Here is a 14,872-nt window from a genome sequence, read left to right on the forward strand (position 1 = left end):
TCAGCCACACCCAAAAAACCACTGTGGGAGCCGAGCTTGCTCGCGATTGCGGCTTAACATTCAACGAAGATGCTGAATGTGATGGCCTCATCGCGAGCAAGCCCGGCTCCCACAGTTGTTATGTGTTTCCTACAGGATTACAGCAATTCAAAGCTCTGCTGCGTCACGTCCTCGGAGTTCAGGCCGATCTGCACGTTGAACTTGCCCGGCTCGGCTGCGAACTTGAGCTGTGCGTTGTAGAACTTCAGGTCGTCCTCGGTGATGGTGAAGTGCACGACTTTCTGTTCGCCGGCCTTGAGCATGACTTTCTGGAAGTTCTTCAACTCCTTGAGCGGCCGGATCATCGAACCGGTCACGTCCTGAATGTACAACTGCACCACGGTTTCGCCGTCACGCTTGCCGGTGTTTTTCACCGTGACGCTGGCGTCGAGCTTGCCGGTCTTGTTCAGCGTGGTCGACGACAGGGCCATGTCGCTCAGGCTGAAATCGGTGTAGCTCAAGCCGAAGCCGAACGGGAACAGCGGGCCGGTGGTGTCATCGAAATACTGCGACGTGTAGTTGCCCGGTTTGCCCGGTGTGAATGGTCGGCCAATGCTCAGGTGGTTGTAGTAGGTCGGAATCTGGCCTACCGAGCGCGGGATGGTGATCGGCAGTTTGCCCGACGGGTTGTAGTCGCCGAACAGCACGTCGGCAATCGCGTTGCCGCCTTCGGTGCCGCTGAACCAGGTTTCCAGAATCGCGTCAGCCTGTTCCTTCTCTTCGAGAATCGACAGCGGACGGCCGTTCATCAACACCAGCACCAGCGGTTTGCCGGTGGCTTTCAAGGCTTTGATCAATTCGCGCTGGTTGGGCGGGATGTTGATATCGGTGCGGCTCGATGATTCGTGCGACATGCCGCGGGACTCGCCCACCGCTGCGACCACCACATCGGCATCCTTGGCGGCTTTCACCGCTTCGTCGATCAGCACTTGCGCCGAACGCGGATCGTCTACCACTTCCGGGGCATCGAAGTTGAGGAAGTTGAGGTAACCGAGGACTTTGGGGTCGCTGGTGATGTTGGCGCCACGGGCGTAGATCAACGTCGATTGCGAACCCAATGCTGTGGTCATGCCGTCGAACAGCGTGACCGATTGCGCAGGGCGACCGTTGGCGGCCCAGCTGCCCATCATGTCGATCGGTGCCTTGGCCAGCGGACCCACCAAAGCGATTTTCGCGGTTTTTTCAGCGGCAGGATTTCGCCCTGGTTTTTCAACAGCACCAGACTGCGGCGCGCGACGTCGCGGGCCTCGGCGCGGTGCAGGCGGCTATCGGCATTGGTGTCGGCCGGATCATCCTCGGCCTTGCCGATGCGCAGGTACGGGTCCTTGAACAGGCCCATGTCGTACTTGGCCGCCAGCACTTCACGCACGGCGTTGTCGATGTCGCTTTGTTCAATTTCGCCGGCCTTCAACAGCCCAGGCAGCTCTTTGCCATAGAGGGTGTCGTTCATGCTCATGTCGATACCGGCCTTGATCGCCAGCTTCGCGGCTTGGCGGCCATCGGCGGCAACGCCGTGCTTGATCAGCTCGAAAATCGCCCCATGGTCACTGACGGCCAGGCCTTTGAAGCCCCACTCCTTGCGCAACAGGTCATTCATCAGCCAGGTGTTGGCGGTGGCCGGCACGCCGTTGATCGAGTTCAGTGCAACCATCACCCCGCCAGCACCCGCGTCAATCGCGGCGCGGTAAGGCGGCAGGTAATCCTGGTACATCTTGATCGGGCTCATGTCGACGACGTTGTAGTCGCGGCCGCCTTCGACGGCGCCGTACAAGGCAAAGTGCTTGACGCTGGCCATGATGCTGTCGGCCGCATTTGCGCCGGTGCCCTGGAACGCCTTGACCATGACGCCGGCAATGCGCGACACCAGGTAGGTGTCTTCGCCAAAGCCTTCGGAAGTACGGCCCCAACGCGGGTCGCGGGAGATGTCGACCATCGGTGCGAAGGTGAGGTCGACGCCGTCCGATGAGGCTTCCTTGGCGGCGATGCGCCCGGACAGGCTAATGGCGTCCATGTCCCAGCTCGAGGCCAGGGCCAGCGGAATCGGGAAAATGGTGCGATGGCCGTGGATCACGTCGTAGGCGAAGAACATCGGGATCTTCAACCGGCTGCGCATGGCCGCGTCCTGCATCGGACGGTTTTCCGGGCGAGTGATCGAGTTGAACGTGCCGCCGATGTTGCCGGCCGCGATTTCCTTGCGGATCAGTTCGCGGGGCATTTCCGGGCCGATGCTGATCAGGCGCAACTGGCCGATTTTTTCATCGAGGGTCATCTGCTTCATCAAATTGTTGATGAAAGCGTCCTTGTTCTCTAGAGGTGCGGGCGTCGTGGCGGCCAATACGTTATGACTGGCCAGGCCGACGAACAGGCCCAGCAAACACAGCTTCTTCATGAATTTTTTTCTCAAAAGCCCAAACGGCTGTGAATACGCGCCGGTCAGCCAAAAGTTAGGGAGCGACTATTGTTGTTCAGGTAAATGCATGCACACTTGCCCAGCGTTTTGCGCTGGGGGCATCTTTTAGCCCATTGGCTCGATGCAATCCAGTGGCGGCGGCAGATTATGCCCCAAGTGCCCGGTCAGAGGGGTGCAGGTTGTTATTCAACGGAATGTGCCAGGGAGTGACCCAAATGAATGTACGACACCACTATCGGTCGAGCCTGCAGGTGGCCGCCTTGTTGTTGCTGGCCAGCGTGTTGACGGGCTGCGGCATCAATACGATTCCGACCCTCGACGAACAGGCCAAAGCCGCGTGGGGCCAGGTTCAGAACCAGTACCAGCGTCGCGCCGACCTGATTCCAAACCTGGTGGAAACCGTCAAAGGCTACGCCAAGCATGAAGAGGAAACCCTGACCGCGGTGATTGAAGCACGGGCCAAGGCAACGTCCATTCAAGTGGATGCCAAGACCCTCGACAATCCGGAAAAACTCAAACAGTTCCAGCAGGCCCAGGATCAACTGACCGGTGCCTTGAGCCGTTTGATGGTGGTGTCTGAGCGTTATCCGGACCTCAAGGCCAACCAGAACTTCCTGGCCTTGCAGTCGCAACTGGAAGGCACCGAGAACCGTATCGCTGTGGCGCGTCGTGATTTCATCCTCGCGGTGCAGAAATACAACACTGAAATCCGCACCTTTCCAGGGCGCCTGTGGCACAGCGTGATGTACAGCGATTTGCCGATCCGCGAAACCTTCGAGGCGACCACGCCGGATGCCGACAAAGCGCCCCAAGTGAAATTTTGATCGGTTGAAGTGCTGAGCGACTCAACGCATCACCACGGATGAGGTTGCCAATGCGCGTGTTGAAAGTGGGCCTGATGTTGTTGTTTTGGGTGTTTGCCCTGGCGGCCCAGGCTGAACTGAAATTTCCATCGCTGACCGGGCGTGTGGTCGATAACGCCCAGATGATCGAACCGTCGGTGCGCGAGCAGTTGACGCAGCAACTTCAGGCCCATGAATCGGCCACCGGCGAGCAACTGGTGGTGGTCACGCTCCCGGACTTGCAGGGCACCGACATTGCGGACTTCGGCTATCAACTGGGGCGTTACTGGGGCATCGGCCAGAAAGATAAAAATAACGGCGCGCTGCTGATCGTCGCGCGCGATGAGCGTAAATTGCGCATCGAAGTCGGCTACGGCCTCGAAGACCGCCTGACCGACGCGCAAAGTTCGGTGATCATCAACCAGGTGATCACCCCGGCATTCAAGACCGGCAACTTCAGCAAAGGCATCAGCGACGGGGTCGCGGCGATGCTGGTGGTGCTGGGCGGTAGCTCGCTGGATGAACCGTCCACGGTTTACGAGCCGCGAGGTGACGAGGACAGTGACTTCGTTGCGCGCCATCCCGGTGTCTTCGTGTTTCTGGTAATGCTGTTCATCCTGACGATTTTCGTCTTGCAGATGCTCGGGATTCTGCCGGTCGGGCGAGGAGGCTCGGGCGGTTCCAGCGGTGGCTTTGGCGGTGGTGGTTTTGGTGGCGGCGGTGGAGGCGGGGGCTTCAGCGGCGGCGGGGGCAGTTTCGGGGGCGGCGGTTCGTCGGGCGGCTGGTGATAACAATAATGATCAGGCACTTTTAAACATGGCATTACTGACTGAACACGAACAACGCAAGGTGGCCGAGGCAATCGCCCGGGTCGAGCGTGACACCGACGCCGAGCTGGTGACGGTCCTCGCGGCCCGCGCCGATGACTACGCGTACATCCCGCTGCTGTGGGCCAGCCTGCTGGCGCTGATGGTGCCGGGAATCGTGCATTACCTGACCGGCTGGTTGACCCTGCACAGTTTGCTGCTGGTGCAATGGATCCTCTTCATCGCGCTGTGCCTGGTATTCCGCATTCCAAAAGTCACCACCCACCTGATCCCGCGCTCGGTGCGGCACTGGCGCGCATCGAACCTGGCGCGCCGGCAATTCCTGGAGCAAAACCTGCACCACACGGTCGGCAGCACCGGCATGCTGATTTTTGTCTGCGAAGCCGAGCGTTATGTAGAAATCCTGGTGGACGAAGGGATTTCCAGTCGGCTGGACAACAAGAACTGGGATTCGATTGTGGCGGCGTTCACCCAGCAAGTGAAACAGGGCCAGACGTTGCAAGGGTTTGTGACCTGTATCGAGGCCTGTGGTGAGTTGCTCAAAGTGCATGTGCCGGTGACGCAAGTGCGAAATGAACTGCCGAACCGGTTGGTGGTGTTGGGCTAAATGCAGGCCGCAACTCATTCCCTGTAGCAGCTGGCGAAGCCTGCGTCGGCCGGTCCGCGCTCGGGCGCAGCAGTCGTAAAACCAGCACACGCGGTGCATCAGGTAGACCGTGCTAACCGGTTTACGACTGCTGTGCAGTCGGACGCAGGCTTCGCCAGCTGCTACAGATCGCACCGTTCGGGAAATTACCCGTGCCCTGCATCCACATCCCCCCTAAAATACCCGCCATTCCCCGATTCGCCCCGTCCGAGGCCGTTTTTACATGTCCGTCACCGCCACTCCCGCCAGCCTCGCGCCGGATCACCACGCCCAGTTCATCGACCTGCTGCAAACCAGCCTCGACGCCAACGCATTCATCAAACTGGTATTGGCCAAGTACGTCGGCACCGAAGCGGACTTGCAGCGGCTGATCATCAAGCAAACCACGGTCAAGGATCAGCCTTGCCTGTCCTTCGTCTACCGCTATAAAACCCGCGATATCACCAAAAACCTGGCGCTGGCCGAAGGCGTCGCGACCATTGCCGCTTTGCTGCCGGCCTCGTTCAAAAATGCGCATTTGTTGTCGTTGACGGACGAAGCCCAGCTCGAATACAGCAAAAAGGGCAAGTCTTCGCTGTTCAAGAGCAAACCTCAGCAATTACGTGAAGTACCGTCCGCCGAGCACAACCGCGAGAAAAACCGCTTCCTCGACCTCAGCCGTCCGTTCCTCGCCGACCTTGGCGTGACCAACAGCAAGCACGAGCTGATCCTGGCGATGTCGCGCAAGTGGAAGCAGATCAACAAGTTCATCGAAGTCTTCAGCCATGCACTGACCACCTCGCCGCTGGCGCTGGACAAACCGGTGCAAGTGGCGGATTTCGGTTCGGGCAAGGGTTACCTGACGTTCGCCATCCATGACTACCTGCGCAACACCTTGAACGCCGAAGGTATGGTGACGGGCGTCGAGTTGCGCGAAGAAATGGTCAACCTGTGCAACGCCGCGGCTGCGAAGCTTGAGCATCCAGGGTTGGCGTTCAAGTGCGGTGACGTGCGCAGCGTGGCGCCGAGCGAGCTGGACGTGATGATCGCGCTGCATGCCTGCGACATCGCCACGGACTACGCGATTCACACTGGCATCCGTTCCGGCGCGTCGATCATCATGTGCTCGCCGTGCTGCCATAAACAGATTCGCCTGCAAATCCAGAGCCCGGCATTACTCAAGCCGATGCTGCAATACGGCCTGCATTTGGGTCAGCAGGCGGAAATGGTCACTGACAGCCTGCGTGCGCTGTACCTTGAAGCCTGCGGCTACGAAACCAAGGTGTTCGAGTTCATCTCGCTGGACCACACCAACAAGAACAAGATGATTCTGGCGGTCAAACGCGCCGAGCCGGTGGACCCGACTCAGCTGTTGGTGAAGATTGAAGCGCTGAAGGATTTCTACCACATCAGCGAGCATTGCCTGGAGACCCTGCTGCGGTCTGACGGCTTCCTCTAAACACGACACTCCTGTAGGAGCACAGCTTGCTGGCGATGGCGATTTCAAAGGCGCCATCGCCAGCAAGCTGTGCTCCTACGGGATTACGCGGTGGCCACACGCGCCGGTTTGACTGCTGTCTTGCGCCCCAACATCACCGTCACAATCACCCCGGCGGCAAACAGCCAGGTGATCGGCTCGATGTGCTCGCCGAAGAACAGTGCCGAGAAGGCGATGGTGAAGAAGATCTGCAGCAGCTGGATCTGACTGACCCGGGCAATACCGCCCATCGCCAGCCCGGCATACCAGGCAAAGAAACCGATGAACTGCGAGAACAGCGAGACGTAACCAAACGCCCACCAGGTCTTGGCCGAAATCTCGCCCTGATGCTGCAACGCCAGGTACACCACCGGCCCGATCAACAGCGGCGTCGACAGCACCAGCGCCCAGCAGATCACCTGCCAGCCGCCCATTTCCTTGGCCAGCCGACCGCCCTCGGCGTAGCCCAAACCACCCACTGCAATCGCCCCGAGCATCAGCAAATCACCGGCCTGAATGCTGCCGGCGCCGCTGATCAACGCATAACCCAGCACCAACGCACTGCCCAGTGCGGCGCAGGCCCAGAAGGCTTTCGACGGTCGTTCGTGGGACAACCACGCGGCGTACAGCGCCACGCACAGCGGTTGCAGGCCGTTGACCAATGCCCCGTGGGACGCCGGTAAGGTTTGCATGGCCCACGCCGACAACACCGGAAAACCGAGAATGACCCCGGCGATCACCAGCGTCAGGCCTTTGACCTGCTTCCAGGTTGGCCATTTCTCCCGCCGCCACAGCAACAACAACGCCGCCGGCACCGCCGCAAACAGCGCCCGGCCCAGGCCGTTGAGCAGCGGATGCAGTTCCTGCACGACGATGCGTGTGAAGGGCAGGGTGAGGCTGAAGGTCACAACGCCGAGCAGGCCGAGGGCCATGCCGGTGTTTTCGCGCGAGGACATGATGGCAACCAGAATCGAGGGTGGCGGGAAGAGTCTTCATCTAGCCACAAACCGCGCCAGCTGCGCTGTTACAGCTAGGCGCAGAGTTATCCGTACAGTTTGAGGACGCTATCGCGGGCAAGCCATGCTCCCACAGTTGACCGCATTCCAAAGGGAGACTCGGTCAACTGTGGGAGCATGGCTTGCCCGCGATGAACGATGACGCGATCCGTCAGGTAGTAGCTGGTTATTACCCGACCTGCCGGATAGGGACTACCTTGAATACTCCCAAGCATTTCCCAGAGGAGTTCTCCCCATGGCGGCTAAAAAAATCCTGATGCTGGTCGGTGACTACGTCGAAGACTACGAAGTAATGGTGCCATTCCAGGCACTGCTGATGGTCGGTCATACCGTTCACGCCGTCTGTCCGGACAAAACCGCCGGCCAGACTGTGCGCACGGCCATCCACGATTTCGAAGGCGACCAGACGTACAGCGAAAAGCCCGGCCACCTGTTTGCCCTGAACTTCGATTTCGCCAAGGTCGCTGAAGCGGACTACGACGCGCTGCTGATACCGGGTGGTCGTGCGCCGGAGTACCTGCGCTTGAACGAAAACGTCCTGGGCCTGGTGCGAGCGTTCGACAAGGCCGGCAAGCCGATTGCCGCCGTTTGTCACGGCGCGCAATTGCTGGCCGCAGCTGGCGTACTCGAAGGTCGCGAATGCAGCGCCTACCCGGCCTGTGCTCCGGAAGTGCGTCTGGCCGGCGGTACGTACATCGACATCCCGGTGACACAGGGCCACGTTCAAGGCAATCTGGCCACAGCCCCGGCCTGGCCGGCACACCCGAGCTGGCTCGCGGGTTTCCTGGGTTTGCTGGGCACCAAAATCACGCTGTAACGAGGGAATTGTCCATGTGCGAGCTCTACGTCAAGGCCGATCCGATCCTCTACGAGTCGCGCTCTCGCTCGCTGCGCATCTGCGGGGTGGTGACGACCCTGCGGCTGGAGAATCAGTTCTGGGACATCCTCAGTGAAATCGCCGAGGTCGACGGCATGAGCACCAACCAACTGATCGCCAAGCTGTACGAAGAAGTGATGGATTACCGGGGGGAAGTGGTGAACTTTGCGTCGTTCTTGCGGGTGAGTTGCATGCGGTATCTGAGTCAGCGGCGGGTGGCTTTGCCGGAGTTGTCAGTGGTCCGGGCGGTGACGAAGTAGCGCTAACCGTGTTGACTCATTCGCGAGCAAGCCCGCTCCCACAGGGAGATCGCGTTCAAATGTGGGAGCGGGCTTGCTCGCGAAGGGGCCGGTACAGGCGACAGAATCTGCAGGCGGGTCTTTACTCTGAAGCGCCAAACCTCTCAATTGCCAAGGAGAAAGAGCATGTCTGGATGGTACGAATTGAGCAAAACCAGCAGCGGCCAGTTTCGCTTTGTATTGAAAGCGGCCAATGCCGAAACCATTCTGAGCAGCGAGCATTACACGACCCGTGGCGCTGCCGAAAACGGCATTGCCTCGGTGCAGAAAAACAGCCCGCTGGATGAGCGCTACGAGAAAAAGACCACCAAGGATGGCCATCCTTACTTCAACCTCAAGGCGGCCAACCACGAAATCATCGGCAGCAGCGAAGCCTATTCCTCCGAGGCCGCGCAGGAAAAAGGCATCGCCAGCGTGAAGGCCAACGGTCCGACCACGGTGATCAAGGACAAGACGTTACCGGTGCTCTAAACAACAACCTGCTCTCACACTGGATCTGAGGTGTTCACATCCTCTGTGGGAGCGGGCTTGTTCCGGGCGGTGTTGCGACAAAGGCGTCGAGCCCGTCAACGCTAAACCTCAACCGGAACCGTCAGCTTCGGACTGCCCAGGGCATGGGTTTTAGAATCAAAGAACCGCAGCTCACTTCCAGTCCCCTCAAACACCTTCGCGTAATGGCGCTTCTGATGCTCAATAAACGCCTTGCTGCGCGGGTAGATCGAGATCGCCACCACCTTCGGCTGCGCCTGGCGCAACGCATGAACAATGTGGCTGTCCTGCTCGCCCAGGGCATGACCGAAGAGGCACAACCCCTCTGCGTGCCCCAATAACTGCTCATAACAAAACGACAAATAGTCCGAGCTGCGAATGGTCTTGAGCTTGTCCTGCGCCGGCCCTTCGTTGACGAACAGCGGCACGTCATCAAGGGTCTTGATCGTATTGTTGATCGCAAAACTGCCGAGCAGCGTGCCCTCGGTCGACATCAGTTTGCGCGCCGTGCCGTCCTGGTTGCGCACCAGATGCAGGCCGCCGTGCAGGTACAGCAAACGGGTTTTATCGGTCGCCGTGGCACTCAGGTCAAAGCCCGGCTCGGTGCCCTGGAACAGGTCGTTGATCGCGCCCGGTTGATGCTGGATGGCCCAGTAGTTGAGCAGGTCATAGTTGGTGGTGAACACCGTCCGGTAGCTGGCCAGTTCCTGGTTGATAGCCGCCAGGGTCGAAGGCACCACCAGTCGCCACGGAATGTGGACCGCATGCACGGTGTTGATCAGCGCTTCCTTGATCGCGTAATAGCGATTGCGCGGTGCGGCGGAGCTGACAGCCAACGCCTTATTCACGCGGCTGGTGGTTTTCAGCGCGCTCAGCACTTGCTCGAAACTGCGTGTCTGCATCGCCTCGAACACGCTCAGCTCCGATTGGCTCAGCGGTTTTTCTTCGACGGTGCGTGCATTCTCGAACAGCGAGTCGTAACCAAAATCGTCCCACACGGCGCGGCTGGCGCCGTTGCCCACCAGCAAACCGCTGAACGAGGCGGTGGCGCGCAAGGCGTTCCAGTCTTCAAGTTGGGCATCAACATCCTGGAAATCGGTCATTGCGGTCAATGTCTCAAAGCAAAAGGTCGGATGGGCGGCGACTTTATCACGACCATGACTTGAGCCAGATCAAGTTACTGCGTGAGCGAAGGGTCGAAGCTGTGGGCGTACCGCTGGATCGGCGTCGCCGATTCGGCCCAGCCAGGAGAATCGCTCATGAGCAGCACGTTTTTCATTCCCTCCGTGAACATCATGGGCACTGGTTGCCTCGACGAAGCCATGGACGCCATTGGCAAGTACGGCTTTCGTAAAGCGCTGATTGTCACCGACGTTGGGCTGGCCAAGGCCGGTGTAGCGAAAATGCTTGCGGAAAAACTGGCGATGCAGGACATCGACTCGGTGATCTTCGACGGCGCCAAACCAAACCCGAACATGGCCAACGTCGAGCTCGGGCTGGGCTTGTTGAAGGAAAACCGCTGTGATTTTGTGGTGTCTGTCGGTGGTGGTTCGCCCCACGACTGCGCCAAGGGCATCGCGTTATGTGCGACCAACGGCGGGCAGATTCGCGACTATGAAGGTGTCGATCAATCGAGCAAACCACAGCTGCCGCTGATCGCAATCAATACCACCGCCGGCACCGCCAGCGAGATGACACGTTTTTGCATCATCACCGACGAATCGCGCCACGTGAAAATGGCCATTGTCGACCGCAACGTCACGCCGCTGCTGTCGGTCAACGACCCGGCGCTGATGGTCGCCATGCCCCAGGGGCTGACGGCAGCCACCGGTATGGATGCATTGACCCACGCCATCGAAGCGTACGTCTCCACCGCAGCCAACCCGATCACCGATGCCTGCGCCCTGAAGGCGATCACGTTGATCAGCAACAACCTGCGACTGGCGGTACGCAACGGCGGTGACATGGCTGCGCGGGAAAACATGGCCTATGCGCAGTTCCTCGCTGGCATGGCGTTCAATAACGCGTCTCTGGGTTATGTCCACGCCATGGCTCACCAACTGGGCGGGTTCTATGACTTGCCTCATGGAGTCTGCAACGCGGTACTGCTGCCCTACGTTCAGGGCTTCAACGCTCAGGTTTGCGCCCCACGCCTGACCGAAGTGGCTCATGCGATGGGCGCCGACATTCGTGGTTTGAGCCCTGAAGAGGGTGCTCAATCGGCTATTGCAGCGATCCGTCGACTGTCCAGTGATGTGGAAATCCCTGCCGGGTTGCGTGAGCTAGGCGTCAACCTCAACGACGTCCCCATGCTTGCCACCAATGCGCTGAAAGACGCCTGCGGTTTTACCAATCCCCGGGCGGCGGATCAGAGCCAGATCGAGGAGATTTTCCGTAGCGCCTTTTAGGCCGTTTTGCGACCGGGCGCGAGCATGACACACAGCATCGCGCCCAACGCCAGCAAGGTGCAGAGCAACGACAACGGCCAGGCCTGTACACTGGCGATCAGGCTGGCAATCGCGCCAATGGACGCGGCCATCAGTTGATGAATGAAACCGCTCAACGCCATCGCATAAGCGCCGCCGACCGGTGAGCCGTCGTTGGCCAGCGACAGGCTGATCGGGTAGGTCAGCGACTGCCCGAACACCGCCACGCAATAGGGCAACCAGAACAGCAGGGCAATGGAGGTGCCGGCGATGCTGCCCAATAACATCACCGCACTCCCGGTCAGCACCAGCCCCACGCCGGCTTCCATCAGTCGACGCTGACCAGTGCGCAGTACCAAGGCATTGACCCCCAACGCCCCCAAAAAATACGCCGCGCTGATCGGCCAGCCCAACAGCCCGTATTCCACCGCCGACCAGTTGAACGGTCCTTGCAGAATCAACGGCGCGGCAGTGTTGAAGGCGACGATCACCCCATAACCGAGGCCGCCGGTGAGGGCCGGCAGCAAGAAGGCACGATCGCGCAGAATGCGCCTGTAACTCGGCCAAGCAGACGACTGCACATTACCCTCGGTCAAAACCGCAAACGGGACCCGCGCCACGACCGCCGCCATCAGCAGGCTCACGCCACCCAGCAGATAGAAAATCGCCGGCCAGCCCAGCGCCACCTGAATCACCGACCCCAGGTACTGGCCGATTCCCAGCGCCACCACGAATGAAATCGAAATCCATGACAACGCCTTGGCCAACAGATCGCCGCGGAAACTGTCGCGGATCAACACCCGTGCCATGACTGAAATCCCGCTGGCACCAATGCCTTGAAGCAGCCGAAAAAACAGAAACGATTCAAGTGTTTGGCCCAGCGGCAGTGCGAGGTTTCCCAACCCATAAATGCCCAGCGCCGCGAGCAATACCGGTTTACGACCGATGCGCTGACCGAGGCTGCCCCAGAACAACATCGGCAGCGCCATCCCGATCAAGTACACCGCCAGGCCCCAGGATACTTGCGAGGCGTCGGCGGACAGATGCCGAGCCATCTCCGGCAGCGCCGGCAGGTAAATGCTCATGCCCAGTTGAGCGAGAAAAACCGTGCTGCAGGTGACGAGGAGGGTGGTGCGGCTCTTCATGACATCTTCCCTGGTGTTCAGTCGCCGAGGACTGCGGCGGGTGTACATAAAAGCTCGGTGAGGAGCTGACAAAAGTGGCGGATCAGCATCGGTTCCATGTCCGCCCGCAAAGTGATTCTGAGAGCGGCCTTGCCTTGTGCAACCACAGGGAAAAATACCGCCGAGGTCAAGAAACCGAGGTTGGCCAATTCGATGGCGATGCGGTTGGCCGGCGCCGCATCCCCGCAGTGGATCAAGCGAATCGCCATGTTGCTGCCGTGCTGTGCGGTTCGGATCAGGCTGTCAAAGAGGCGGATATTAACCTGAAGTTTTTCCTGTAACGCAGCAAATGCCGGCGTTTGATGCAGCTGGATGGAGGCTCTGCCCGCGCCGATGGCCGCGCTGTTCAGGCTTTGCGACCAATTGCTGGGGCCGCCGTAGCGTTGAATCAGCTTTTTCTGCCGTTCATTGCCCAGCATCACCAGCCCGCCGCTGGCGCCAAATGACTTGGCCAATGAGGCGACGATCAGGCCGTCATCTTCCAGGGCCTGAAACCTGGGGCGCGCCAGGCCGGCACCGAATGTACCAACGGTGGATAGAGCATGGGAGTCGTCAAGGTAGAGAAACAACCCATATCGGTCCTTCAGATACAAAAGGCTGTCCATGTCGGCGACCCCGCCCATGCTGTACGCACCGTCGGCAACATACGCGACCCTGCTGTTTTGCTGGCACTGGGTTTCGAGGAAGTCCATGTCGTTGTGCGGACTGGTCACGACCCTGGTTTCATCGGCGCAGGCGGCTTTGAGGTGATTCATCGAGTAGTGCGCCAAACGGTCAAACACCATCACCGGCGGCCGGTTCTCGGTGAACACGCCGCTGGCCAGTAGCGGCAGGATGCCGGCACTTGCTGCGCTGCACGACAAGGTGCTCAAACAGGTGGCGCCGAACAATGCTGATAGCTCGGTTTCGTACTGATCGAGGATCGTCAGTTTGCAGCGGTTTTTTGAGTTGGCGACGCGCAGAGTGCCGGTTTCCCATAAGGTGGTCATGGCGCCGTCGAGCAGATCAGGGTGGTGATCCAGGCCCAGGTAGGAGGTGGTGCAGAAGTGATGAAACGCACGTCCGTGCTGGTCAACCATGCGGTTGCTGCTTCTGATGTCGACATTCAGTCCCGTGACTTTCCCCGCTTCTGCGGTTTCCCAGTCGTGATCGGCCAGCGCGACCAGTTTTCGATAGTTGGTGAAGGTATTTGCCGCGTGCGTTGTCTGGTCCATTTGAAGTGTCTGTCCTTGAGTGGTGAAGCCGTCCGTGTGTGTTGCCAGACTTTACAGAGTGCGACGTTGCCGCTGAATCGGCCGTTTCCGCTTCGGTCGAGTGTTACAAGAGATTTATGTGTAGGGCGATAGCGGTGTGGATGTGGGGCAAAACCCGGTTATCCTGCCCATTCAGCCGCGCAGAAGTCATCGAGCCCTCCATGCTGCAAAGAAGCCTGATCCGCCGTCTCGACCTGCTCACCCTGCAACTGTTCGTCGCCGTCCATGAAGAGGGCACGCTGACCCGTGCCGCCGCGCGTGAAGCCATCGCGGTGTCGGCGGCCAGCAAGCGCCTGGTGGAGCTGGAAGACGCGTTGGGCATCAGCCTGTTCGTGCGCCAGGCGAAGGGGATGACCCTGACGCCGGCCGGCGAAACCTTGCTGCACCACGCGCGGCAGATGCTGTTCAACGTCGAGAAAATGGGCCTTGAACTGGGCGAGCACAGCCACGGCATTCGCGGCTATGTGCGGATGCTCGCCAACCTGTCGGCGATCATTCAGTTTTTGCCCGAGGACTTGCGCGACTTTTCCGAGCGTCATCCGCAGGTCAAGACCGACCTCGAAGAGCGCCCCAGCAGCGGCGTGATTCAAGGGGTGCTGGACGGTGTGGCGGACCTGGGCATTTGCTCGATCGACAGCGACACCAAGGGTTTGCACAGCGTGCTGTACCGGCAAGACAAGCTGGTGGTGTTGATGCTGCCCGATCACCCGTTGGCGAGCCGTTCGAACCTGGCGTTTGCCGACACCCTGGACAGCGATTACGTGGGTTTGCATGCCGCCAGTTCGATCAACATGCGCACCCATGCCGCCGCTCGCAAGGCCGGCAAAGTGCTGCGGTTGCGCATTCATGTGCCGGGATTCGACGCCATGTGCCGGATGGTGCAGGCCAACATGGGCATCGGCATTCTTCCGCTAAAGGCTTATGAATTGTTTGGCCGGGCGCTGGGGTTGCACGCAGTGCCGTTGACGGATGACTGGTCGGATCGAGCGTTGATCATCGTGGTGCGGGACGAAGCGGCGTTGTCGCCGGTGAGCCGGATGTTGTTTGAACAGTTGCGCGGGCAGGTCTGATCATTCTCGGTTGAATGGGCGGGCCTCATCGCGGGCAA

13 protein-coding genes and 1 pseudogene are annotated in these 14,872 nt (G+C 59.8%); 9 read left to right on the forward strand and 5 right to left on the reverse strand.

The window, feature by feature from the left end:
- Nucleotides 1–137: 137 nt before the first annotated feature.
- A pseudogene (bglX, locus tag AB4N76_RS20595) lies at nt 138–2,428 on the reverse strand (beta-glucosidase BglX).
- A 236-nt stretch (nt 2,429–2,664) separates the two neighbouring features.
- Here bglX and AB4N76_RS20600 point away from each other — a divergent pair.
- From AB4N76_RS20600 to AB4N76_RS20615, 4 genes are all read left to right on the forward strand, one after another.
- Entirely contained in the window at nt 2,665–3,273 is a 609-nt protein-coding gene (locus AB4N76_RS20600; RefSeq protein ID WP_046029414.1) for a LemA family protein, read from the forward strand.
- A gap of 50 nt (nt 3,274–3,323) precedes the next feature.
- Nucleotides 3,324–4,079, forward strand: a complete 756-nt coding sequence (locus tag AB4N76_RS20605) for a TPM domain-containing protein (protein WP_046029415.1) — start codon at nt 3,324–3,326, stop codon at nt 4,077–4,079.
- A gap of 28 nt (nt 4,080–4,107) precedes the next feature.
- Nucleotides 4,108–4,725 (forward strand): TPM domain-containing protein, encoded by a 618-nt coding sequence (locus AB4N76_RS20610; protein ID WP_460163443.1) that lies wholly within the window; start codon nt 4,108–4,110, stop codon nt 4,723–4,725.
- Nucleotides 4,726–4,987: 262 nt separating this feature from the next.
- Complete coding sequence (locus tag AB4N76_RS20615) at nt 4,988–6,202, forward strand: class I SAM-dependent methyltransferase (protein WP_460163444.1); 1,215 nt, start codon at nt 4,988–4,990, stop codon at nt 6,200–6,202.
- 83 nt (nt 6,203–6,285) lie between these two features.
- Here the strand turns inward: AB4N76_RS20615 and AB4N76_RS20620 are convergent, their stop codons facing one another.
- Nucleotides 6,286–7,176: a DMT family transporter gene (locus tag AB4N76_RS20620; RefSeq protein WP_460163445.1), complete on the reverse strand. Its 891-nt coding sequence runs from the start codon at nt 7,174–7,176 to the stop codon at nt 6,286–6,288.
- Nucleotides 7,177–7,471: 295 nt separating this feature from the next.
- On the opposite strand from AB4N76_RS20620, the gene AB4N76_RS20625 reads away from it, so the two are divergent.
- The 3 genes from AB4N76_RS20625 to AB4N76_RS20635 all read left to right on the forward strand — a co-directional run bounded on the left by AB4N76_RS20625 (nt 7,472) and on the right by AB4N76_RS20635 (nt 8,883).
- On the forward strand, nt 7,472–8,053 hold the full coding sequence (locus AB4N76_RS20625; protein ID WP_046029422.1) for a DJ-1/PfpI family protein: 582 nt from the start codon (nt 7,472–7,474) through the stop codon (nt 8,051–8,053).
- A gap of 14 nt (nt 8,054–8,067) precedes the next feature.
- The gene (locus AB4N76_RS20630; protein WP_046029423.1) at nt 8,068–8,373 is read left to right on the forward strand and encodes a ribbon-helix-helix domain-containing protein; all 306 of its coding nucleotides are present in this window, start codon (nt 8,068–8,070) and stop codon (nt 8,371–8,373) included.
- 165 nt (nt 8,374–8,538) lie between these two features.
- Entirely contained in the window at nt 8,539–8,883 is a 345-nt protein-coding gene (locus tag AB4N76_RS20635; protein WP_046029425.1) for a YegP family protein, read from the forward strand.
- A 101-nt stretch (nt 8,884–8,984) separates the two neighbouring features.
- Here the strand turns inward: AB4N76_RS20635 and AB4N76_RS20640 are convergent, their stop codons facing one another.
- A complete protein-coding gene (locus AB4N76_RS20640; protein WP_046029427.1) occupies nt 8,985–10,004 on the reverse strand; it encodes a DUF4917 family protein in 1,020 nt (339 codons plus the stop codon).
- Nucleotides 10,005–10,160: 156 nt separating this feature from the next.
- Here AB4N76_RS20640 and yiaY point away from each other — a divergent pair, with 156 nt between their 5' ends.
- On the forward strand, nt 10,161–11,309 hold the full coding sequence (gene yiaY / locus AB4N76_RS20645; protein ID WP_077430755.1) for an L-threonine dehydrogenase: 1,149 nt from the start codon (nt 10,161–10,163) through the stop codon (nt 11,307–11,309).
- Here the strand turns inward: yiaY and AB4N76_RS20650 are convergent.
- Nucleotides 11,306–12,472, reverse strand: a complete 1,167-nt coding sequence (locus tag AB4N76_RS20650; protein ID WP_046029430.1) for an MFS transporter — start codon at nt 12,470–12,472, stop codon at nt 11,306–11,308. The two genes, yiaY and AB4N76_RS20650, sit on opposite strands and share 4 nt — an antisense overlap.
- 17 nt (nt 12,473–12,489) lie before the next feature.
- Nucleotides 12,490–13,725, reverse strand: coding sequence for an aminotransferase class I/II-fold pyridoxal phosphate-dependent enzyme (locus AB4N76_RS20655; RefSeq protein WP_460163446.1), 1,236 nt, complete (start codon nt 13,723–13,725; stop codon nt 12,490–12,492).
- A 200-nt stretch (nt 13,726–13,925) separates the two neighbouring features.
- Between AB4N76_RS20655 and AB4N76_RS20660 the strand changes: the two genes are divergently transcribed.
- Nucleotides 13,926–14,834, forward strand: coding sequence for a LysR family transcriptional regulator (locus AB4N76_RS20660; RefSeq protein ID WP_223523960.1), 909 nt, complete (start codon nt 13,926–13,928; stop codon nt 14,832–14,834).
- The last annotated feature ends 38 nt before the right edge of the window (nt 14,835–14,872 follow it).

This window comes from Pseudomonas sp. S2_F03, from assembly GCF_054668335.1.